Consider the following 20085-nt stretch of genomic DNA (forward strand, 5'->3'; position numbering starts at 1 on the left):
CTGCGTCCGACATGAAGGGTGGCATCCCGATGGAGTCGGGGTGTCATCTTGTGAATTCCGGAGAGAGTCCATGATGTTAAGAGAAGAGACGGCGGTGGCCGCTAGCGCGCTGCCTTTGGCCGAGTTTCGCGATCACTTGCGGCTGGGCACGGGCTTTGGCGATGTTGGAGCGGAGGATGCGGCCCTTGAGGCGTATTTGCGCGCCGCGATGGCCGCGATTGAGGGGCGCACAGCGAAGGCGTTGCTGGCGCGCGACTTTGTGCTGAGCGTCGAGGCGTGGCGTGAGAGTGCGGTTCAGGCCCTGCCGGTGGCGCCGGTGATTTCGGTTTTTGAGATGCAACTGGTGGATCGGGCCGGGGTGATTACGGTGATCGAGCCTGTGCGCTATCGGCTGGTCGAGGATATGCAACGTCCGCGTTTGGAAGCGTTGGGCGTGAGTTTGCCGACAATCCCCGTGGGTGGCACGGCGCAGATCCGGTTCACGGGCGGGTTCGGTCCGCGTTGGACGGATCTGCCGGTTGATCTGGCGCAGGCGGTCTTTTTGTTAGCGGCGCAATATTTCGAGCTGCGCCATGACAGTGCGGGGGCGGGCAGCGAGATGCCCTTTGGCGTGCTGGCGCTGATCGAGCGTTGGCGCACGGTGCGCATGTTGGGAGGTCGGGGATGAGTATTCCGGTTCTCAACCGCAAGCTAGTGCTGGAGGTGCCTGAGCGGGTGGCCGATGGGGCTGGCGGGTTTGCGCATAGTTGGGTGGCGTTGGGCGAGGTGTGGGCGCAAATGAGCCCCGGCACGGGCGTGGAGCGGGCGGGTGAGTTCGTGACGCTTGCTTCGGTGCCGTGGAAGATCGTCGTGCGCAGCGCGCCCGAGGGTTCGCCGCGCCGCCCCTTACCCGAGCAGCGATTTCGCGACGGGGCGCGGGTGTTTCGCATTTTGGCGGTCGCGGAATACGACCTTACGGGGCATTACCTGACCTGTTTTTCGCGTGAGGAGGTGGTGGCATGAGCTATGCGATTGGGGCCGCCTTACAAAGCGCGGTGTACGAGCGCTTGCAGGGTGATCTTGTGCTGACCGATCTGGTTGGCGCGGCGGTCTATGATGCGGTGCCGGCGGGGACGGTGACGGGGACTTACGTCAGTCTTGGGCCGGAGGATGCGCGCGATGCCTCGGATAAGACCGGGGACGGGGCGGTGCATGATTTCATCGTATCGGTGATCACGGATGAGGCAGGGTTTCAGGCGGCAAAACAGGTGGCCGAGGCGATCTCGGATGCGCTGTTGGGGGCCGATCTGGCGCTGAGCCGTGGCCATATTGTTGGGGTTTGGTTTCTCAAGGCCAAGGCCCGGCGGGTGGATAAAGGCGCGACGCGGCGGATCGATTTGACCTTTCGCGCGCGCGTCGAGGCCTGATCCAGACTTGCACAAAATCAACATTCTGTTGGCGTCTATTCGGCGTTGGCAGGCAATTTCCTTCACTTATCGGAGAATGAGCCATGGCGGCGCAGAACGGCAAGGATCTTTTGATCAAACTCGATATCAACGGCAATCAGACCTTTGAGACCATCGCGGGGCTGCGGGCCACGCGGATCACCTTCAATGCGGAAACGGTCGATGTGACCTCGCTGGAGAGCGAGGGGCGGTGGCGTGAATTGTTGGGGGGCGCGGGGGTGCGCTCGGCTTCGATTTCGGGGTCCGGGGTGTTTAAGGATGCGGGCACGGATGAGCGCGCGCGTCAGATCTTTTTTGACGGCGAGGTCCCCGAGTTTCAGGTTGTGATTCCCGATTTCGGGATCGTGCAGGGCGCGTTCATGATCACCTCGATTGATTATGCGGGCAGCCATGATGGCGAGGCGAGCTATGAAATTGCGTTGGCCTCGGCGGGCGCGCTTGCCTTTACCGCGATCTGAGGGGGGCGAGATGGCGAACCCTTGGGCCGGTGAGGTCGAGATCACGCTGGATGGCGTGGGGCATAGCGCGAAGCTGACGCTGGGCGCGCTGGCCGAGTTAGAGGCCGAGATCGGTGAGAGTGGCGGGATGATTGCGCTGGTCGAGCGTTTCGAGGCGGGGCGGTTTTCCAGTCGCGATGTGTTGGCGCTGATCGTGGCGGGGCTGCGGGGCGGTGGCTGGCAGGGATGCGCGCAGGACTTGCGCAGCGTCGAGATTGGCGGCGGTCCGATGGCGGCGGCGCAGCGCGCGGCGGAACTGCTGGCGCGGGCGTTTGCGGTGCCCGGTGAGGGGGCTGCGTGAGTGTGCGCGACGGGCTGGATTGGGCGGGGCTGATGCGGGTGGGCCTGCATCAGCTTCGGCTGCGCCCGGCGGAGTTTTGGGCGCTTACCCCTGCGGAACTGGCGATCATGTTGGGCGAGAGCGCGAGCGACGTGCGCGCGATGGGGCGGTCACGCTTTGAGGCGCTGCTGGCGCGGTTTCCCGATGGCGCGGATGGATCTGAAAGGAAGAATGGATGATCGAAGTGGATGGTCTTGACGGACTGGGGCAGCAGGCGGCTGATCTTGAAAAGAGCCTGAGCGGTGCGGGCGCGATGGCGGAGGTGTTCAATTCCGAATTGGCTTCGATGCGCGAGAGTTTGATCTTTACCGGGCGCGAGGTGAATACGCTGAGCAATTCGTTCGGGCGGACGCTGAAAAGTGCGTTTGACGGTGTCGTGTTTGACGGGATGAAGCTGTCGGATGCGTTGACGCAGGTGGCCCAAAGCATGGCGGACAGCGTTTACAACGTGGCGATGAAGCCGGTGCAATCGGCGGTCGGCGGCGCGCTGGCCAACGGGATGAATTCGGCGCTGAGCGGGATGTTTGCATTCGCCGATGGCGGGGCGTTTAGCCAAGGTCGGGTGATGCCGTTTGCCAAGGGTGGCGTGGTGAGCAGCCCCGCGACATTCCCGATGCGCGGTGCCACGGGGCTGATGGGCGAGGCGGGCCCTGAGGCGATTATGCCGCTGACACGAGGGGCCGACGGGCGACTGGGTGTGGCCTCGCAGGGGGGCAGTTCGGTCAATGTGGTGATGAATGTGAGCACGCCCGATGTGGCAGGGTTTTCGCGCAGTTCGACGCAGATTGCCGCGCAGGTGAACCGTGCGCTGGCGCGTGGCGAACGCAACCGGTGAGGGACGACAGATGGCATTTCACGACATTCGATTTCCCGCAAACCTGAGCTTTGGTTCGGTTGGCGGGCCAGAGCGGCGCACCGAGATCGTGACGCTGAGCAACGGGTTTGAAGAACGCAACTCGCCTTGGGCGCATTCGCGGCGGCGTTATGATGCGGGGGTTGGGTTGCGCTCGCTTGATGATGTGGCGCGTTTGCTAGCGTTTTTCGAGGCGCGGGGCGGGCAGCTGCACGGGTTTCGCTGGAAGGATTGGGGCGATTTCAAGAGCTGTGCGCCCTCGCGCAATGTGGATTACGAGGATCAACTGATCGGGCATGGCGACGGGGTGACGCGGGTGTTTCAGCTGAGCAAGACCTATAGGTCGGGCGGGGTGGATTACACGCGCCCGATCCTCAAGCCGGTGGCAGGCACGGTGAAAGCCGGAGTGCAGGGCGCGTATCAGGCGGAAGCGGTGGATTGGGAGGTAGATACGGCCACCGGGCTGGTGACGTTTTATGATGCGCCCGGTGAGGGTGCGCCGATTACGGCGGGGTTCGAGTTTGATGTGCCTGTGCGTTTTGATGCGGATGCGATCTCGGTTTCAATCCAGTCGTTTCAGGCGGGTGAGATGCCACAGGTTCCGATTGTGGAGGTGCGTATCTGATGGCGTTTTCTGAAGAGTTAAAGGGGCATTTGGCCAGTGGGGCTACAACGATTGCGCGGGCCTGGGCGGTGACGTGTGATGATGGCACGGTGCTGGGCTTTACAGATCATGATGTGGCGTTTTCCTTTGAGGGCATCCGTTTTGAGCCTGATAGCGGGATGACGGCCAAGGCGATTGCGCAGGGCACGGGCTTGTCGGTGGACAATAGCGAGGCGTATGGCGCGCTGAGTTCGGAAGCGATCTCGGAGGCGGACATTCTGGCGGGGCGCTATGACGGGGCCGAACTGCGCGCCTGGATCGTGAACTGGGCGGATGTGAGCGAGCGGGCGTTGTTGTTTCGCGGCTCGATGGGGGAAATCTCGCGCCAAGAGGGAGCGTTCACTGCAGAGCTACGCGGCCTGGCCGAGGCGCTGAATGTCGAACGCGGGCGGGTCTATCATCCGCGCTGTGCGGCGGTGTTGGGCGACGGGCAATGCAAGTTCCAACTGGAGCGGCTGGGTTACAGTTTCGAGGGGGCGATTGCGTCGCTGAGGGATGGCGTGATGTTCACTTTCGAGGCGGTCGCGGGGTTTGAGGCGCGTTGGTTCGAGAAGGGGCGATTTCGGGTTTTGACGGGAGCGTCTGCGGGCTTGGTCGGGCTTGTGAAGAACGATCACTCGCTTGCCGGCGATGTGCGCGAGATCGAGCTGTGGCAGCGCATCGGGGCTGGCATCGCGGTCGGGGATCGGGTGCGTGTTGAAGCCGGTTGTGACAAGCGCGCGGGCACCTGTCGCGACAAATTCGCGAACTTCCTGAACTTTCGCGGCTTTCCCCATATTCCCGGCGAGGATTGGCTTGTGTCTTATCCGGTGCAGGGCGGGGCCAATGATGGCGGGAGCCTGTTCAAGTGAGCGATGATCCGGGCGCGCGCGTCGTTACGATTGCGCGGGACTGGATTGGCACGCCGTATCTGCATCAGGCGTCGCGACGTGGGGTTGGCTGCGATTGTCTGGGTCTTTTGCGCGGCGTTTGGCGCACGCTATATGGGGCCGAGCCAGCGGCCTTGCCGCCCTATAGTGGCGATTGGGGCGAGCCTGCGGGCGATGAGCTGTTGTGGCGCGCGATGGCGCTGTATTTCGTGCCTGCGCAGGGCGAAAACCTGGGCGATGTCGCGCTGTTTCGGATGCGGGCCAATGGTGTGGCAAAACATCTGGGCATTGTCTCGGGGCTCGCTGAGCAGGGCGCATTTATCCATGCCTATACCGGTCACGGCGTTGTCGAGAGTGCGCTGACGCGTCCTTGGCGGCGTCGCATCGTGGCGCGGTTTCAATTTCCATAAGGGAGCCAGTTGAATGGCGACGATTTTGCTTTCGGCGGCGGGTGCCGCAATTGGTGGCGGTTTTGGCGGCACGGTTCTGGGCCTGTCTGGTGCGGTGATCGGGCGGGCCGTGGGGGCCACTTTGGGGCGCGCGATTGACCAGCGGTTGCTGGGGTCGGGTTCGGGGACGGTTGAGACGGGCCGGGTCGAGCGGTTGCGGTTGACGGGGGCATCTGAGGGTGACGGGCTTGGCGTGGTTTGGGGACGGATGCGTGTGGGCGGTCAGGTGATCTGGGCGACGCGTTTCATTGAGGGGAGTTCGACGAATGGTGGGGGAAAGAACCAGCCCAAGGTGACGTCCTACAGCTATTCGGTGAGTTTGGCTGTCGCGCTGGGCGAGGGCGAGATTTTGCGCGTTGGTCGGATTTGGGCAGATGGTGCGGAGGTTGATCCCGAGACGCTTAATCTGCGCGTTTATACCGGCAGCGAGGATCAGCAGCCTGATCCCAAGATCGAGGCGGTTGAGGGGGTGGGCGAGGCGCCTGCCTATCGTGGCATCGCCTATGTCGTGTTTGAGAATTTGGAGCTTGCCGATTATGGCAATCGAGTGCCGCAATTTACCTTTGAGGTCGTGCGCCCGGCGCAGGGGCCGTTGTTGGATGCTGCGCCGGATTTGACGCGCGGGGTTCAGGCGGTCGCGTTGATTCCCGGCACGGGAGAATATGCGCTGGCCACGACCAAAGTGTATGAGACCGGTGTTGGCGGAACGGTGCGCTATCCGGCGGGCTCGTCATTGGTTGGATTGTCTGGAGCCGGTGTTGCGGGAACGACAGTGCTGGCCAATCAGAACGCGCCGGGATCGCAGACCGATTTTGCGCGCTCGCTTATGGTGCTGGATGAGGAGTTGCCGCAATGCGGGGCGACCTCGTTGGTGGTGTCGTGGTTCGGTGATGATTTGCGCTGTGACACTTGCGCGGTGCGGCCCAAGGTTGCGACGAAGCAGGTGGATGGGCGCGAGATGCCTTGGGTGGTGTCGGGACTGGCGCGCGCGGATGCCGAGGAGATTGCGCAGCTTGAGGGGCGCACGGTTTATGGCGGCACTCCGGCGGATGCCTCGGTGATTGAGGCGATTGTGGCGCTGAAAGCGGCTGGCAAGGCGGTGACGTTTTATCCATTCATTTTGATGGAGCAACTTGCGGGTAATGGTTTGCCTGATCCGTGGAGTGATGCGGATGAGCAGCCCGCTTTGCCGTGGCGCGGGCGTATCACGTTGTCTGATGCGCCTGGTCGTGCGGGGTCGTCTGATGGCACAGCGGGCGCGCAGGCTGAGGTGGCGGCGTTCTTTGGCGCCGCCTCGGTGAGCGATTTTATCCCGGCAGGTAAGAGTGTGACGTATACGGGTCCTCAGGAGTGGTCGCTGCGCAGGTTCATCCTGCATTATGCACATCTATGTGCGATGGCTGGTGGAGTGGACGCGTTTTGTATCAGTTCCGAAATGCGCTCGCTGACGCAGATCCGGGGGGCGGGAAACAGCTTTCCGGCGGTGGCGGCGTTGCGCGTTCTGGCCGCCGATGTGCGCGCTATTTTAGGTGAGGGTTGCAAGATCGGCTATGCGGCGGATTGGTCGGAGTATTTTGGCCATCAACCGGGCAATGGCGATCGCTTTTTCCATCTTGATCCGCTTTGGGCGGATGAGAATATCGACTTTATCGGCATCGACAACTACATGCCTATGTCGGATTGGCGCGATGGTGAGCAGCATGCGGATGCTCATTGGGGTGCGATTTACGACCTTGATTATCTGCGCTCCAACATTGAGGGCGGTGAGGGGTATGACTGGTATTATGCCTCAAGCGAGCATCGCGATGCACAGATTCGCACGCCGATCACCGATGGGGAGCACGATGAGCCTTGGGTCTGGCGCTACAAGGATTTGCGCGGGTGGTGGGAGAATGGCCATCACGACCGCGTAGATGGGGTGCGCCTTGAAGTGCCAACGGCGTGGGTTCCGCGATCAAAGCCAATCTGGTTTACGGAGATGGGCTGTGCTGCGATCGACAAGGGCACCAACCAGCCCAATAAATTCCTTGATCCCAAAAGCTCGGAAAGCTCGCTGCCGCACTATTCCGATGGGCGGCGCGATGACTTTCTTCAGATGCAATATCTGCGGGCGATGGTCAGTTACTGGGGGGAGTGTGCGCGCAATCCGGTGTCTGAGCTCTATGGGGGGCCAATGGTGGATATGGCGCGCGCCCATGTCTGGGCATGGGATACGCGCCCCTATCCGCAATTTCCGGCGCTGGATGAGATTTGGTCGGATGGCGCCAACTATGCGCGTGGGCACTGGATTTCGGGTCGCGCCACCGCGCAGCCTCTGTCCAATGTGATCAGCGAGATTTGTGCGGCAGCGGGGCTGAGCGATATTGATACCAGTGCTGTTTACGGGGTGGTGCGTGGGTATCGTGTCGAGGGCGCGATCAGCCCGCGCGGGGCCTTGCAATCGCTGAGCCTTGCCTATGGGTTTGATGCGCTGGAGCGGGACGGCACCTTGGTGTTTCGGATGCGCGATGCAAGTGTGGATGAGGTTTTGCGCTTGCCTGAATTGGCGCTGGATGAGGATTCTCAAAGCCTTGAGACGCGTAGGGCGAGCGAGGCCGAAATGGCGGGGCGGGTGCGGCTGTCTTATGTTGAAGCAGATGGCAGTTTTGAGACGCGCGCCGTTGAGGCGGTGTTTCCTGATGAGACCTCAAGTGCGGCGTCCTCAAGTGAAGTGCCTCTTGCGCTGACGCGCGCGGAAGGGATGCGCATTGCGCAGCGCTGGCTGTCAGAGGCGCGTGTGGCGCGTGATACCGCGCGATTTGTTTTGCCGCCATCGCTTGGTTGGCTTGGGCCGGGCGATGTGGTGACGCTTGAGGACGGTGAGGGTGCACGGCGCTACCGGATTGACCGGATCGAGCGTGGGGATGCCATCTCGGTCGATGCAGTGCGCGTGGAGCCGGGAATTTACGAGCCCTCCGACGAGGCCGAAGAACTGGTCACGATCAAGCCCTTTGTGGTGCCCGTTCCGGTGACTCCGGTGTTTTTGGATCTGCCGCTGCTGAGTGGCGATGAAAATCCTTACGCGCCGCATCTGGCGGTGACGGCAAGCCCGTGGCCGGGCGCTGTGGCCGTCTATGATGCCGCTGAAGATGCGGGCCTTGAGCGCAACACCACAATCGAGCGGCGCTCGGTAATCGGGCAGACGCAAAATGCGCTCAATGCGGCGCAGACGGGGCTGTGGGACAGGGGCACGGCGCTGCGAGTGAAGCTGGCTTACGGAACGCTGTCGAGTGCGAGTGAAGAGGCGGTGCTTGCCGGGGCCAATGCGATGGCTATTGGCAATGGCAGTTCGGATAATTGGGAAATCTTCCAGTTTTGCGAGGCAACTCCGGTGGAGCCTGGAGTGTACGATCTGAGCTTGAGGCTCAGGGGGCAGTTGGGTAGCAACGGTTTGCTGCCGCAGGTCTGGCCCGAGGGCTCGGTTGTGGTATTGCTGTCAGGGGGCGTGGATCAGATATCGTTACCGTCTAGCCTGCGCAATCTGGCGCGCCATTACCGTATCGGGTCGGCGTCGCGGGCTTATGATGACGCCTCTTATGTCCACACGGTTCAGGCCTTTTCTGGGATCGGGCTGAGGCCTTATTCGCCGTGCCACCTTGAGGTTGAGGCGCGCGCGAGCGGATGGAATATTCGCTGGATTCGGCGCACGCGGATTGGGGGCGATGATTGGTCGGGCTATGATGTCGCGCTGGGCGAGGCAAGTGAGCGTTACCTTGTGCGGGTGATGGAAGGGGTGGAGGTGCGGCGTGAGCTAGAGGTCATCAGCGCGCAGTGGAGCTATACGCAGGCGCAGAAATCCGCAGATGGGATTACGGGTGGTTTTGAGGTTGCCGTTGCGCAGATATCTGACATTTACGGGCCGGGGCTATTTGCGCGGATCTCGGTGTCAGGCTAGGGCTATGAGACCCGTTCTGGATGGCGATCTGATTGCCTTGGCGCGCGTCGTGATGGCGTGGCCGGTTGCGGATCGTAGCGCGCGTTTGGCCGAGGCAATCGCGCAGGTTGAGGCGGCTGATGCGCATCGGGTGCGTGAGGGGCGCGCGCATCCGAAATGGGGAAACGGGTCGCTGATGTCTTGGGCGCTGGGATATCCCTCCGGGCGCCGAGATGCGGGAAATCCGGAGTATTTGCGCGCGCTTGCGCTGGTGTGTACGGGGTTGAGCGCGCATCAATCGGACGGAAAATCGCACGCGCCCCTTCCTCTACCGGGTCGGCAGCCTATGTGATAGGCTCAAGCGCGACACAGGGAGTGCCCGATGACGAAACATATGGCAAAAGTGGCGACCGTTGATCCGGTCTGGACGCGGATTTGCGATGAGGCGCGTGCGGCGGTGCGAGATGAGCCACTTTTGGGCGCGCTTATTCATGCCGGGCTTTTGCACCATCCAACGCTTGAGCGCGCTTTGGCGTATCGGTTTTCGATGAAGCTGGCCTCGGGTGAGATGAGCGAGCAGATTTTGCGTGAAATTGCCGATGAGGCCTATGGCTCGGAGCCCGATCTGGGGCAGGCGGCGCGGGCCGATCTGGTGGCGGTGCATGAGCGCGATCCAGCGTGCCATCGCCTTTTGCAGCCATTGCTGTTTTTTAAGGGATTTCAAGCGCTTCAGGCTTATCGTGTCGCGCATTGGCTGTTCGTTCAAGGTCGCCGCGACATGGCCTATTTCGTGCAGATGCGCGCTTCGGAACTATTCGGCGTTGATATTCATCCCGGCGCGCGCATTGGGCGCGGGGTCATGATGGATCACGCCCATTCGATCGTGATCGGCGAGACCGCTGTCGTGGGCGACAATGTCTCGATGCTGCATTCGGTGACGCTGGGCGGGACCGGCAAAGAGGACGAGGACCGTCATCCCAAGATCGGCAATGGCGTGCTGATCGGGGCGGGTGCGAAGGTGCTTGGCAATATCAAAGTGGGCGACAATTCCCGCATTGCTGCCGGGTCGGTCGTGTTGATGGATATCCCGTGCTGCAAGACTGTCGCAGGCGTTCCGGCGAAGATCGTTGGGGATGCGGGCTGTGACCGTCCGGCCTCGGAAATGGATCAACTGCTTCATAATTCGTAAGCATAGAACGCGGATTTCAAATGAAAGCGCCGGGCATCGTGCCCGGCGTTTTTGGTAGTTTTGAGGTTGGCTGATCAGGCCAGCATCAACATCGGGTTTTCCAAGTTCTCGCAGATTGACTGAAGCAGTTCTGCCCCCAGTGCACCGTCGATGACCCGGTGATCGACTGACAGCGTCATCGACATGACCGTGGCGACCTCGATCTCGCCTGCACCATTCACAACCGGTGTCTTGATGCCAGCGCCCACGGCCAGAATTGCGCCGTGAGGAGGGTTGATTACGGCGTCGAAATTCTCAATGCCCATCATCCCGAGGTTCGAAATTGCAAAGCTGCCGCCCTGATATTCATGCGGCGCCAATTTGCGATCACGCGCGCGTTTGGCGAGGTCTTTCATCTCGGCTGAAAGCGCAGAAAGTGATTTGTTTTCTGCGTCTTGAAGGACGGGCGTGAACAATCCACCGTCAATCGCGACAGCCACCGCAACATCAGACGCCTTCATCTGAAGCACCCGATCCCCGGCCCAAACCGCGTTTGCAGTCGGCACCGCTTGCAGGGCAAGCGCACAGGCTTTGATGATGAAATCATTGACGGAAAGCTTCACGCCACGGCCCGAAAGCTGCGTGTTCAACTCACCGCGGAACTTCATCAGCGCGTCAAGTTTGACCGAACGGCGCAGGTAGAAATGCGGGATCGTTTGCTTGGCCTCGGTGAGACGCGCCGCAATTGTTTTGCGCATCCCGTTGAGCTCGATTTCCTCATACTCACGGCCCTCATACATCTTGGCGATAGCCGAGGCAGAGGGTTGCTGCGCTGCAGGGGCACTGGCGGTTGCTGCCGTTTGTGCCGCCGGAGCCGCTGCTTTGGCACCACCCTGAGCGGCCTCAACATCGGCCTTCACGATGCGGCCTTTCGGGCCTGATCCCGACAGGGACGTCAGATCCACACCTTTATCCGCTGCAATACGTCGTGCCAGTGGTGAGGCGAAAATACGTTTGCCATCCGTGCCTTGCGGGGCCGCGGGGGCAGGGGCGGCGCTTGCCGTTTCGGCCTGAGGCGCGGCTTCCGCCTTGGGCGACTCTTTTGCGGGTGCAGAGGCCGATGGAGCATCCGCCGCATCCGCCGCAGAGGCATCCTCGCCCTCTTCCAGCATCACGGCAATCGGGTCATTGACCTTCACACCAGACGTGCCTTCTGCGACCAAAATTTTGCCAACCACACCCTCGTCGACAGCCTCGAATTCCATCGTCGCCTTATCGGTCTCGATCTCGGCCAGAATGTCGCCAGAGGAGACGGTGTCTCCCTCCTTCACCAGCCATTTCGCGAGCGTGCCTTCCTCCATCGTGGGCGACAGGGCGGGCATCAAAATCTGCGTAGCCATAACTCTGTCTCCTTACCGGTAGGTTACTTTTTTAACCGCCTCAACCACCTCATCCGGGGTGATCAGGGCAAGCCGTTCAAGGTTGGCCGCATAGGGCATCGGCACGTCTTTGCCGGTGCAGTTGATCACCGGCGCGTCGAGATAATCAAACGCGCGTTCCATGATCACCGCGCTCAGGTGGTTGCCCATCGAGGCGACGGGGAAACCCTCTTCGACGGTCACGCAGCGGTTGGTTTTCATCACCGATGCCAGCACCGTATCATAGTCGATCGGGCGCAGGGTGCGTAGGTCGATCACCTCGGCCTCGATCCCCTCTTTGGCAAGCTTTTCAGCGGCTTCCAACGCGTGGCTCACCCCAATGCTCCAGCTTACGATGGTCACATCAGAGCCCTTGCGCCAGATCTTGGCCTTGCCGAACGGGATGGTGAAATCCTCGATATCGGGCACTTCGAACGAGCGACCATAAAGGATCTCGTTCTCAAGGAAGATTACCGGGTTCGGATCCCGAATAGCCGTTTTCAACAGCCCCTTCGCATCGGCTGCCGAATAGGGCTGCACCACTTTCAGGCCCGGAATTTGCGCATACCATGCACCGTAATCCTGGCTGTGCTGCGCACCCACGCGCGCTGCTGCGCCATTGGGGCCACGGAACACCATCGGCGCGCCCATCTGGCCGCCCGACATATACAGCGTCTTGGCGGCCGAGTTGATGATCTGGTCAATCGCCTGCATGGCGAAGTTGAAAGTCATGAACTCGACAATCGGGCGCAAGCCGCCAAAGGCCGCGCCCACACCCAGACCGGCAAAGCCGTGCTCGGTGATCGGCGTATCAATCACGCGTTTCGCGCCAAATTCATCCAGCAGGCCTTGGGAAATCTTGTAGGCGCCCTGATATTCGGCCACCTCTTCGCCCATCAGATAGACGTTTTCGTCGCGCCGCATCTCTTCGGCCATTGCATCGCGCAACGCCTCGCGCACGGTCTGCGTTTTCATCGGCGTGCCTTCGGGCCAGTCGGGGCTGGTATCGGGGCGCGGGATGTCAGCCGGCTCATCGGCCGATTTTGCTTGCGCCGGAACAGAGGCCGGGGACTCTGCCGCCGCTTTGGGGGCTTCGGCCTCATCTGCCGCCGAAGCATCCTCTCCCTCGTCCAGCATCACCGCGATCGGGTCATTGACCTTCACGCCAGAGGTGCCCTCGGCGACCAAAATCTTGCCAAGCACGCCCTCATCGACGGCTTCAAATTCCATCGTCGCCTTATCGGTCTCGATCTCAGCCAAGATGTCGCCAGAGGACACCGTGTCGCCCTCTTTCTTAAGCCATTTCGCAAGCGTGCCTTCTTCCATCGTCGGAGACAGCGCGGGCATCAAAATCTTCGTTGCCATTTTCAGTCTCCCCTTAGGCGTTTTGCGGCGCCACATCGGCGTAAATATCGGTCCAAAGCTCCTCAAGCGCGGGCTCGGGGCTTTCTTTTGCGAATTCAGCGGAGTCGTTCACGATCCCCTTGATCTCTTTGTCGATCGCTTTGAGATCATCCTCGGTGGCATGTTTGCCCGTCAGCAAAAGCTGGCGCACATGCTCGATCGCGTCGCGCTCTTCGCGGATTTTCTGCACCTCTTCGCGGGTGCGATATTTCGCAGGGTCCGACATCGAGTGACCACGGTAACGATAGGTCTTGATCTCAAGAATATACGGGCCCTTGCCCGCGCGGCAGTGCGCCACGGCCTTTTCGCCCGCCGCCTTTACTGCCAGCACATCCATGCCATCGACTTCCTCGCCCGAAATGCCATAGGCAATGCCGCGCTCGTAGAAGTCGGGAGATTTGGTAGCGCGCTGAACACTGGTGCCCATCGCATATTGGTTGTTCTCGATCACGAAAACGACCGGCAGATCCCAAAGCTGGGCCATGTTATAGGTCTCGGCCACTTGGCCCTGATTGGCTGCACCATCCCCGAAATAGGTGAAGGTGACGTTATCATTGCCCTTATATTTGTCGCTAAAGGCCAGCCCCGCGCCAATCGGCACCTGCGCACCGACGATGCCGTGACCGCCGTAGAAGTGCTTCTCTTTGCTGAACATGTGCATCGAGCCGCCCTTGCCTTTGGAATAACCATCCTCACGCCCGGTCAGCTCGGCCATCACGCCTTTGGGGTCCATCCCACAGGCCAGCATATGGCCATGATCGCGGTAAGACGTGACGCGCTTGTCGCCCTCTTTCGCTGCAGCCTCAAGGCCGACAACGACCGCTTCCTGCCCGATATAGAGGTGGCAAAACCCACCAATCAGGCCCATGCCATAAAGTTGTCCGGCCTTTTCCTCAAAGCGCCGGATCAACAGCATGTCGCGATAATACTGGGTAAGTTCTTCGGCCGAGACATTCGCGCCAGCTTTGGCGGAACTCGCCGATCCTTTCCGTGCGGCCATGGCGGCACCTCCCTTGATCGAGATAGTTCAATGTTAAACCATTCATACATCAGCCCAAACGTGATGGCAATGACCCCACGACAAGGCACGTTTAGAACGGGCTTCACATTTCAACTAGGGCAGGCGGCAGGCTTGCAAAGAGCAGGGGTGAGATAATCCAAACTCAGCGGATAACGATTTCGTCGCCGCGCATCTCGCCTAGCACGTCACGGGCCTGCTGATCGAGCAAATCGAGATCCAGATAATCGTCAGACAAACGATGGGTAAGGTTGGCCATCTGATCGACGCGCGCACGCAGCGCATCCCGCTCGGCGCGCTTGGCGTCAATTTCGGATTCAATCTGGGTGCGCTGCAAAATGCCATACCGGCCCTGCACCGCGGCAAAGGCGAAATACGCGCCTAAAACGACCGCAATAGTAAAGAAAAGAAGCGGCCCAACCGTGGGGCGTGTCATTGCCATCATACTGCCTCGTCTTATCCATGCCGCCTGTCCCGAGGCGCGCGCGACCTCTGTGGGCCGTTAACTGGAATCATGACACAGCTGATTCGCCAAGGGAATCCCCTAAGTGCGAAATTCTTAAGAAAACACGCCCCGCGGCGTAAATACCGCGCACCCTGTCGATTAAAAGCTGTCCTCGCCATCGCCTTGATATTGCCGGGCAAGGTTGCCGAACCGCGTGAACTGGCTCTCAAACGACAGATCCACCGTGCCAATCGGCCCGTGGCGCTGCTTGCCCAAGATCACCTCGGCCTTGCCATGCACGCGCTCGGCCTTTTGCAGCCATTCGGCGAATTTCGGGTCGTCTTCCTGCGGCTTGAGACGCTCGTGATAATACTCGTCGCGATAAACGAACATCACGACATCGGCGTCTTGCTCAATCGAGCCGGATTCGCGCAAGTCACTGAGTTGCGGACGTTTATCTTCGCGGCTTTCAACGGTCCGGCTTAGCTGGGACAGCGCGATCACCGGGATGTGCAGCTCTTTCGCGATCGCCTTGAGCCCCATCGAGATCTCACCGATTTCCTGCACGCGGTTGTCACCCCGTCCGCTGCCGCGCAGCAGTTGCAGATAGTCCACGATCACCACATCCAGCCCCGAGGTGCGTTTCAGGCGGCGACAGCGCGCGGCCACCTGACCAATCGGCAGCGCAGGCGTGTCATCGACATAAAGCGGGCAGGTTTCCAGCGACTTCGCCGCCTCAACAAACCGGCGGAATTCGCCCTCTGACATGTCGCCGCGCCGGATGCGTTCCGAGGGAACTTCCGAGGCTTCCGACAGGATCCGCGCCGCCAATTGCTCGGCGCTCATCTCGAGGCTGAAAAAGCCGACAACGCCGCCTTCAACCGCGCCGTCCTGCCCGTCATAGCGCCGCCCGCGCTTATAGGCTTTGGCGATGTTGAATGCGATATTGGTCGCCAGCGAGGTTTTCCCCATCGAAGGCCGCCCTGCGAGGATTAGCAAATCCGACGGGTGCAGCCCGCCCAGTTTCTTATCCAGATCAATCAACCCGGTCGAGACGCCCGCCAAACCGCCATCGCGTTGATAGGCGGCATTGGCCGATTGCACGGCTTCGGTCACGGCCGACAGGAACGAGGTCCAGCCCTTTTGCGCCTGACCTTCTTCGGCCAGCGTGTAAAGGCGCTGCTCAGCCTCGGAGATCTGGATTTTCGGGTCGTCATCATCAATCGTCGGGCGCGCGGCGCGTGACGCGATATCGCCGCCCAACTCGATCAAGCCGCGTCGCACCGCCATCTCATAGATCATCACCGCATAATCGCGCGCCGCATGTGCCGAGATCGCCGCTCCCGCGATCCGCGCCAGATAAGCCGGGCCGCCAAGTTCCTTCAGCCCCTCGTCTTCCTCAAGGTAGGCCTTGAGAGTGACCGGCGAGGCCAGCGCGTTCTTCTGGATCTTGGCCGTGGCGACCTCGTAGATGCGCTGATGCACCGGCTCGTAGAAATGCTCGGGTTTGATCACCGAGGCAATGCGGTCATAAATATCGTTATTGGTCAGGATCGCGCCCAGAAGCTGTTGTTCTGCTTCGATATTATGGGGCAGGACGGGGGCGGCCTCAATGCCGGGGGCGCCCTCATCGGGCCTGTTGGTTTGATCGTTCATCTGCCTGCCTCCGGTTTGCGCTCGGGCCCTTCTAGCGGTGCCCGTAACGAATGGGTATCTGGATATCTTTGGGGATAACCGGCGCTAAGCGCGCCAGTTAACCGTACTTCCAGTGGTGCATTTCGCCAAGCCTACCACATCTTGCGGTCACGCGCGCGTTTTATAGATTCGGCGCGCGTATCATCCACAGCCTGCCCACAGGTTTACCCACAAGAAACTGCTTTGCCCAGGATCAACCCTTGCGCGCATCCTGCCAAGCGCGCGGCGCGGTCAAAAACGCTTCAACCTCGTCCAGCGTGTCCTTGCTGAAACTGCCCTGTTCGCGCGCCTCTGCTAGAACGTCCCACCAAGTGCACAGATGATGCAGCTCGACGCCATGCTCGCGCAGATTGGGCACGGTTTCGGGGAAGATGCCGTAGTAAAAAATCACCGCCGTATGCCCGCAACTCGCGCCGGTCTCACGGATCGCATCGACAAAGCTCAGTTTCGAGCCGCCATCGGTGGTCAGATCCTCAACCAACAACACGCGCTGGCCCTCGCTCATCGCGCCTTCAATGCGTGCGTTGCGCCCGTAGCCTTTGGGTTTTTTGCGCACATAGGTCATCGGCAGCGCCATGCGCTCGGCCACCATCGCGGCAAAGGGAATGCCTGCCGTCTCACCACCCGCGATATTGTCAAAGGCCTCAAACCCGGCCTCGCGCATCACCGTCACGGATAGGAAATCCATCAAGGTTGAACGAATGCGCGGAAACGAGATCAGCTTGCGGCAGTCGATATAGGTCGGCGAGGGCAGGCCAGAGGCCAGCGTAAAGGGCTCGTCAGCGTTAAAATGCACCGCCTCGATTTCCAAAAGCATCCGGGCCGTGAGCCGGGCAATCTCTTCGCGCGCGGGGTAAGAACTGGGGATCATGCTTTGTCCTTTTGCGTGGATTTCATCTAGCGCCAAATACTCCCCGCGGAGCGTCCCACAGAACGGACAGGAGCCTCCGGCGGGAGTATTTCAGGCTAGATGAAAATCAATCTTTCACTTGCCAATAGACTGGAAAGCCCGGATCGAACAGGGTGACGGGCCCCGCGCCGGTTTCGATCTTGGCGGGCCATGACGTCGGGGTGTCGTGTTTTTCGAGGCTCAGCGTTGTCGAATTCACCGGCAGGCCGTAAAAACGCGGGCCGTTCTCACTGGCAAAGGCGGTCAGCGCATCCAGCCGGCCCTCAGACTCAAAGATATGGGCGAGAAGCGGCATGGTGTTGGTTGCTGTAAAACAACCCGCGCAGCCACAGGCATTTTCCTTGGCCGGGTCGGCATGGGGCGCGCTGTCAGTACCAAGGAAGAAATGCGGATTGCCCGAGGTTGCCGCCTCGATCAAAGCGCGGCGGTGATGCTCGCGCTTGGCCACGGGCAGGCAATAATAATGCGGCTTGATCCCGCCCACGAGGATGTGGTTGCGGTTGATGATCAGGTGATGGGTCGTGATCGTCGCGCCCATATCGTGGCCTTGGGCTGCCACGTAATCAACGCCGTCTTTCGTTGTGAGGTGCTCCATCACCACGCGCAGGCCGGGCGTCGCGCGCCGGATCGGGTCAAGCACGGTTTCGATGAACACCGCCTCGCGGTCAAAGATATCGACCTCGGGCGTGGTGACCTCACCATGGGTGCACAGCGGCAAGCCGATCTCGGCCATTTTCTCAAAAACCGGGCGCACTTTGTCAAAGTCGCGCACGCCGGAATCCGAGTTGGTCGTAGCCCCTGCGGGATAGAGTTTCACCGCCTTGATCAGACCCGAGGCCGCAGCCGCAGCCACGTCTTCGGGATCGGTCGTCTCCGTCAGGTAAAGCGTCATCAAGGGCTCAAACGCAGCGCCCTCGGGCAGAGCGGCCAGGATGCGCGCGCGATAGGCTGCCGCCTGCGCGCCCGTGACCACCGGTGGCACCAGATTGGGCATGATAATGGCGCGGGCAAAGTCGCGCGCGCTCTCAGGAAGAATGCCCTGCAGCATTGCGCCATCGCGCAGATGCAGGTGCCAATCATCGGGGCGGGGGATCGTGAGTATGTTCATGCCCCAAGCCAATAGCGCGGGGTCGCGCGCAAATCCAGAGTTTCCGCGTGAAACCACGCCAATCTTCCGGTGCATCTACGCTGCGCTGCAGCATATGCATGGCGGGGATGCAGGATTGTCGGTGGTCCCGGCAGCGAGGCTGACCTATTTTTGCTCACAAGGGAGGAAGCAACCTGACAATCAAACACTCTCAGGAGGTTTCCAATGGCTTTTATTACCGCGAACGCACATGGCGAACAGTCGTTCTTGCGCAAACTGATCTCTGGTCTTGCCGAGGGCATCACCAACTACATGGAATACCACTCGCGCCAAGATGTCATCGCCCGTCTTGAGGCGAAATCGGATGCAGAACTGGCCGCTATGGGAATCACGCGCGACGGTATCGTGCAGCACGTCTTCCGCGACCGCTTTTACATGTAAACGGGTTGGGCTTGCGTCAAACGCATCAGCCGCGCGATACTCCGGGTTTGAACGCCCGGTAATCGGAGGCTCAAATGCCCACCACCCCTGCGCCTGAAACGCTAACGGAATTGCGCGGCGATCTTGTTCTCGCCGCGCTTTGCGTGGGTCAGTTCCACGCCCCGTGCCAAGTTGATGCCGACCGGCTGTTGGTGCGCGCGGATGAGGCGTTGCTTTTAGCGCTGGATGCCTTGGGGCTGCACATGCTTACGGTTGTTGAACCGTTTTCGCCCACGCCGTTCTTTGCCGCCCCAGAGGTCGTTCTGGCACAGGTCGCCAAAAGCACGCGCCGCGGCGTAAAAACCCATATTTCATCCCCCGATGAGGACAGTGACGCGGATGAGGACATCCGTGATCTGCCCGGCTCAAACGCCTGAGCGCAGCGCTTATTGCGCGCCGATCTGGCTGGGTTCGGGCAGGGTAACCCCTTGTTCGGCCAGTTCCGCCTCAAGCACAGCCAGTCGCGCGCGAAACTTTGGCCCGTTCAGTCTGCGGGTCACGTTGCGACAGGCAATCGCCTCAAGAAACGTGCGATTCTGCGAGGCTAACCGAGCGGTCACCTGACGCAAAAAACGTGCCAGATTGCGTCTGGCGCGATAGAGCTTCCAGAAACGTTGCTCGCTCAGCTCTCCCTGACAGGCGGCGATCAGAATATCGTCGAGAATTCCCATGCCGCGCAGCATTTGTTCGATGTTTTTACCGATATTGCGACAGGCCAGCAGCGACACGCAGGGGCGCGCATAAAGCGCCGCATGCATCGCATCAAAGGGCTGAAGCGGATCATAAACAACAAAAGCCTGCTCGACGCCTTCCAGCATTTCAGGCGCAAAACCGTAGCGATCGGTAAACGAGGTGCGGCGCATCTGACGAAACCGCTGGTCCCAACCCGCAATTTTTGGATCGAGCGTGGCTTGGGGATGCAGCGCAACCACCGTGGCCCCGGGGGCGGTGACTGAAAAGGCGGCAGCCGCGTATCCGCACGGGCCTGCACCGTAAAACACGACACGGTCGAAGTCTTCGAAAAACGCCTCATCCACGAGACGGTCGAAATAGGCGAATACCGCCGGGTCGCGAAACCAGCTGTCATGATCGCAAATCAACGTCAGCGAGGAACACCCCGCCGCGCGCGCGATCTGATAGCCGCGAGGCAGTTGATCGCCGTCATCATCGGCGCGAATTTTGGCGCGGCTCTCAAAGGTCACCAGCAATGTCGGCGTGTCATCGTGGAAAAACACGCTATGCGCACGGCCCAGCGGTTCGAAATAGCCCGACTCCTCGGCCATTTCTTCCATGCGTGCGTCCCAATCGCTCTCACTAAGAGTAGCCATAGTAATCTGTTTGTCCTTAAACATTCGTCGATCCAATCGGAGAGTTTCTATCCCCCGATCAAAGCCGCATTTGGGTTAATGTAACATTACCGCAATGGGGCG

At 60.6% G+C, this 20085-nt stretch carries 23 protein-coding genes; 15 read left to right on the plus strand and 8 right to left on the minus strand.

Annotated elements, in window-relative coordinates; genetic code table 11:
• Nucleotides 1–70: 70 nt before the first annotated feature.
• The 13 genes from DT23_RS09890 to cysE all read left to right on the plus strand — a co-directional run bounded on the left by DT23_RS09890 (nucleotide 71) and on the right by cysE (nucleotide 10219).
• Nucleotides 71–667: a head-tail connector protein gene (locus DT23_RS09890; RefSeq protein ID WP_038130862.1), complete on the plus strand. Its 597-nt coding sequence runs from the start codon at nucleotides 71–73 to the stop codon at nucleotides 665–667.
• On the plus strand, nucleotides 664–1002 hold the full coding sequence (locus DT23_RS09895; protein WP_038130864.1) for a head-tail adaptor protein: 339 nt from the start codon (nucleotides 664–666) through the stop codon (nucleotides 1000–1002). Before DT23_RS09890 ends, DT23_RS09895 begins: the two co-directional genes overlap by 4 nt.
• The gene (locus DT23_RS09900; RefSeq protein WP_038130866.1) at nucleotides 999–1406 is read left to right on the plus strand and encodes a DUF3168 domain-containing protein; all 408 of its coding nucleotides are present in this window, start codon (nucleotides 999–1001) and stop codon (nucleotides 1404–1406) included. Before DT23_RS09895 ends, DT23_RS09900 begins: the two co-directional genes overlap by 4 nt.
• A gap of 83 nt (nucleotides 1407–1489) precedes the next feature.
• Complete coding sequence (locus DT23_RS09905) at nucleotides 1490–1903, plus strand: phage major tail protein, TP901-1 family (RefSeq protein WP_038130868.1); 414 nt, start codon at nucleotides 1490–1492, stop codon at nucleotides 1901–1903.
• Between the two features lie 10 nt (nucleotides 1904–1913).
• Complete coding sequence (locus DT23_RS09910; RefSeq protein ID WP_038130870.1) at nucleotides 1914–2243, plus strand: gene transfer agent family protein; 330 nt, start codon at nucleotides 1914–1916, stop codon at nucleotides 2241–2243.
• Nucleotides 2240–2461: a rcc01693 family protein gene (locus DT23_RS09915; RefSeq protein ID WP_420804687.1), complete on the plus strand. Its 222-nt coding sequence runs from the start codon at nucleotides 2240–2242 to the stop codon at nucleotides 2459–2461. The genes DT23_RS09910 and DT23_RS09915 overlap by 4 nt, the downstream gene beginning before the upstream one ends.
• Nucleotides 2458–3117, plus strand: coding sequence for a phage tail tape measure protein (locus DT23_RS09920; RefSeq protein ID WP_038130872.1), 660 nt, complete (start codon nucleotides 2458–2460; stop codon nucleotides 3115–3117). The genes DT23_RS09915 and DT23_RS09920 overlap by 4 nt, the downstream gene beginning before the upstream one ends.
• Before the next feature lie 10 nt (nucleotides 3118–3127).
• Nucleotides 3128–3760, plus strand: coding sequence for a DUF2460 domain-containing protein (locus tag DT23_RS09925; protein WP_038130874.1), 633 nt, complete (start codon nucleotides 3128–3130; stop codon nucleotides 3758–3760).
• Nucleotides 3760–4650, plus strand: a complete 891-nt coding sequence (locus DT23_RS09930) for a DUF2163 domain-containing protein (protein ID WP_038130876.1) — start codon at nucleotides 3760–3762, stop codon at nucleotides 4648–4650. Before DT23_RS09925 ends, DT23_RS09930 begins: the two co-directional genes overlap by 1 nt.
• Nucleotides 4647–5078 carry an NlpC/P60 family protein gene (locus tag DT23_RS09935; protein WP_038130877.1) on the plus strand — a complete coding sequence of 144 codons (432 nt, stop codon included), beginning with the start codon at nucleotides 4647–4649 and terminating at the stop codon, nucleotides 5076–5078. Before DT23_RS09930 ends, DT23_RS09935 begins: the two co-directional genes overlap by 4 nt.
• Before the next feature lie 13 nt (nucleotides 5079–5091).
• Nucleotides 5092–9051, plus strand: coding sequence for a baseplate multidomain protein megatron (locus tag DT23_RS09940; RefSeq protein WP_038130880.1), 3960 nt, complete (start codon nucleotides 5092–5094; stop codon nucleotides 9049–9051).
• A gap of 4 nt (nucleotides 9052–9055) precedes the next feature.
• Nucleotides 9056–9382 carry a DUF7742 family protein gene (locus DT23_RS09945; protein ID WP_051697204.1) on the plus strand — a complete coding sequence of 109 codons (327 nt, stop codon included), beginning with the start codon at nucleotides 9056–9058 and terminating at the stop codon, nucleotides 9380–9382.
• 30 nt (nucleotides 9383–9412) lie between these two features.
• On the plus strand, nucleotides 9413–10219 hold the full coding sequence (cysE, locus tag DT23_RS09950) for a serine O-acetyltransferase (protein ID WP_038130882.1): 807 nt from the start codon (nucleotides 9413–9415) through the stop codon (nucleotides 10217–10219).
• Nucleotides 10220–10293: 74 nt separating this feature from the next.
• Here the strand turns inward: cysE and DT23_RS09955 are convergent, their stop codons facing one another.
• From DT23_RS09955 to pyrC, 7 genes are all read right to left on the minus strand, one after another.
• Nucleotides 10294–11598, minus strand: a complete 1305-nt coding sequence (locus DT23_RS09955; RefSeq protein ID WP_038130884.1) for a pyruvate dehydrogenase complex dihydrolipoamide acetyltransferase — start codon at nucleotides 11596–11598, stop codon at nucleotides 10294–10296.
• 12 nt (nucleotides 11599–11610) lie between these two features.
• The gene (locus tag DT23_RS09960) at nucleotides 11611–12981 is read right to left on the minus strand and encodes a pyruvate dehydrogenase complex E1 component subunit beta (protein ID WP_038130885.1); all 1371 of its coding nucleotides are present in this window, start codon (nucleotides 12979–12981) and stop codon (nucleotides 11611–11613) included.
• A 13-nt stretch (nucleotides 12982–12994) separates the two neighbouring features.
• A complete protein-coding gene (gene pdhA, locus DT23_RS09965) occupies nucleotides 12995–14020 on the minus strand; it encodes a pyruvate dehydrogenase (acetyl-transferring) E1 component subunit alpha (protein WP_038130886.1) in 1026 nt (341 codons plus the stop codon).
• Between the two features lie 163 nt (nucleotides 14021–14183).
• Nucleotides 14184–14483, minus strand: coding sequence for an FtsB family cell division protein (locus tag DT23_RS09970; RefSeq protein ID WP_038130888.1), 300 nt, complete (start codon nucleotides 14481–14483; stop codon nucleotides 14184–14186).
• Nucleotides 14484–14642: 159 nt separating this feature from the next.
• Nucleotides 14643–16139 carry a replicative DNA helicase gene (locus DT23_RS09975; protein ID WP_038130889.1) on the minus strand — a complete coding sequence of 499 codons (1497 nt, stop codon included), beginning with the start codon at nucleotides 16137–16139 and terminating at the stop codon, nucleotides 14643–14645.
• A 232-nt stretch (nucleotides 16140–16371) separates the two neighbouring features.
• On the minus strand, nucleotides 16372–17049 hold the full coding sequence (locus DT23_RS09980; RefSeq protein WP_038130890.1) for an orotate phosphoribosyltransferase: 678 nt from the start codon (nucleotides 17047–17049) through the stop codon (nucleotides 16372–16374).
• Nucleotides 17050–17155: 106 nt separating this feature from the next.
• Nucleotides 17156–18196 carry a dihydroorotase gene (pyrC, locus tag DT23_RS09985; RefSeq protein WP_038131109.1) on the minus strand — a complete coding sequence of 347 codons (1041 nt, stop codon included), beginning with the start codon at nucleotides 18194–18196 and terminating at the stop codon, nucleotides 17156–17158.
• Between the two features lie 204 nt (nucleotides 18197–18400).
• On the opposite strand from pyrC, the gene DT23_RS09990 reads away from it, so the two are divergent.
• Nucleotides 18401–18616, plus strand: coding sequence for a hypothetical protein (locus tag DT23_RS09990; RefSeq protein ID WP_038130892.1), 216 nt, complete (start codon nucleotides 18401–18403; stop codon nucleotides 18614–18616).
• Between the two features lie 74 nt (nucleotides 18617–18690).
• A complete protein-coding gene (locus tag DT23_RS18605) occupies nucleotides 18691–19032 on the plus strand; it encodes a hypothetical protein (protein WP_051697205.1) in 342 nt (113 codons plus the stop codon).
• A gap of 9 nt (nucleotides 19033–19041) precedes the next feature.
• Here DT23_RS18605 and DT23_RS10000 read toward each other — a convergent pair whose 3' ends face one another.
• Nucleotides 19042–19983, minus strand: a complete 942-nt coding sequence (locus DT23_RS10000; RefSeq protein WP_240473584.1) for a phosphoadenosine phosphosulfate reductase — start codon at nucleotides 19981–19983, stop codon at nucleotides 19042–19044.
• Between the last annotated feature and the right edge of the window lie 102 nt (nucleotides 19984–20085).

The organism is Thioclava indica, assembly GCF_000714545.1.
Lineage (GTDB): Bacteria > Pseudomonadota > Alphaproteobacteria > Rhodobacterales > Rhodobacteraceae > Thioclava > Thioclava indica.

Bases quoted from the DNA above. Each gene is read 5' to 3' on its own strand.
- DT23_RS09905 (WP_038130868.1), top strand. From the start codon at position 1,490: ATGGCGGCGCAGAACGGCAAGGATCTTTTGATCAAACTCGATATCAAC.
- DT23_RS09955 (WP_038130884.1), bottom strand. From the start codon at position 11,598: ATGGCTACGCAGATTTTGATGCCCGCCCTGTCGCCCACGATGGAGGAA.
- DT23_RS09945 (WP_051697204.1), top strand. From the start codon at position 9,056: ATGAGACCCGTTCTGGATGGCGATCTGATTGCCTTGGCGCGCGTCGTG.
- pdhA (WP_038130886.1), bottom strand. From the start codon at position 14,020: ATGGCCGCACGGAAAGGATCGGCGAGTTCCGCCAAAGCTGGCGCGAAT.
- DT23_RS09980 (WP_038130890.1), bottom strand. From the start codon at position 17,049: ATGATCCCCAGTTCTTACCCCGCGCGCGAAGAGATTGCCCGGCTCACG.
- DT23_RS18605 (WP_051697205.1), top strand. From the start codon at position 18,691: ATGCCCACCACCCCTGCGCCTGAAACGCTAACGGAATTGCGCGGCGAT.
- DT23_RS09930 (WP_038130876.1), top strand. From the start codon at position 3,760: ATGGCGTTTTCTGAAGAGTTAAAGGGGCATTTGGCCAGTGGGGCTACA.
- DT23_RS09910 (WP_038130870.1), top strand. From the start codon at position 1,914: ATGGCGAACCCTTGGGCCGGTGAGGTCGAGATCACGCTGGATGGCGTG.
- DT23_RS09990 (WP_038130892.1), top strand. From the start codon at position 18,401: ATGGCTTTTATTACCGCGAACGCACATGGCGAACAGTCGTTCTTGCGC.
- DT23_RS09895 (WP_038130864.1), top strand. From the start codon at position 664: ATGAGTATTCCGGTTCTCAACCGCAAGCTAGTGCTGGAGGTGCCTGAG.
- pyrC (WP_038131109.1), bottom strand. From the start codon at position 18,196: ATGAACATACTCACGATCCCCCGCCCCGATGATTGGCACCTGCATCTG.
- cysE (WP_038130882.1), top strand. From the start codon at position 9,413: ATGACGAAACATATGGCAAAAGTGGCGACCGTTGATCCGGTCTGGACG.
- DT23_RS09920 (WP_038130872.1), top strand. From the start codon at position 2,458: ATGATCGAAGTGGATGGTCTTGACGGACTGGGGCAGCAGGCGGCTGAT.
- DT23_RS09970 (WP_038130888.1), bottom strand. From the start codon at position 14,483: ATGATGGCAATGACACGCCCCACGGTTGGGCCGCTTCTTTTCTTTACT.
- DT23_RS09960 (WP_038130885.1), bottom strand. From the start codon at position 12,981: ATGGCAACGAAGATTTTGATGCCCGCGCTGTCTCCGACGATGGAAGAA.
- DT23_RS09940 (WP_038130880.1), top strand. From the start codon at position 5,092: ATGGCGACGATTTTGCTTTCGGCGGCGGGTGCCGCAATTGGTGGCGGT.
- DT23_RS09890 (WP_038130862.1), top strand. From the start codon at position 71: ATGATGTTAAGAGAAGAGACGGCGGTGGCCGCTAGCGCGCTGCCTTTG.
- DT23_RS09900 (WP_038130866.1), top strand. From the start codon at position 999: ATGAGCTATGCGATTGGGGCCGCCTTACAAAGCGCGGTGTACGAGCGC.
- DT23_RS10000 (WP_240473584.1), bottom strand. From the start codon at position 19,983: ATGGCTACTCTTAGTGAGAGCGATTGGGACGCACGCATGGAAGAAATG.
- DT23_RS09975 (WP_038130889.1), bottom strand. From the start codon at position 16,139: ATGAACGATCAAACCAACAGGCCCGATGAGGGCGCCCCCGGCATTGAG.
- DT23_RS09925 (WP_038130874.1), top strand. From the start codon at position 3,128: ATGGCATTTCACGACATTCGATTTCCCGCAAACCTGAGCTTTGGTTCG.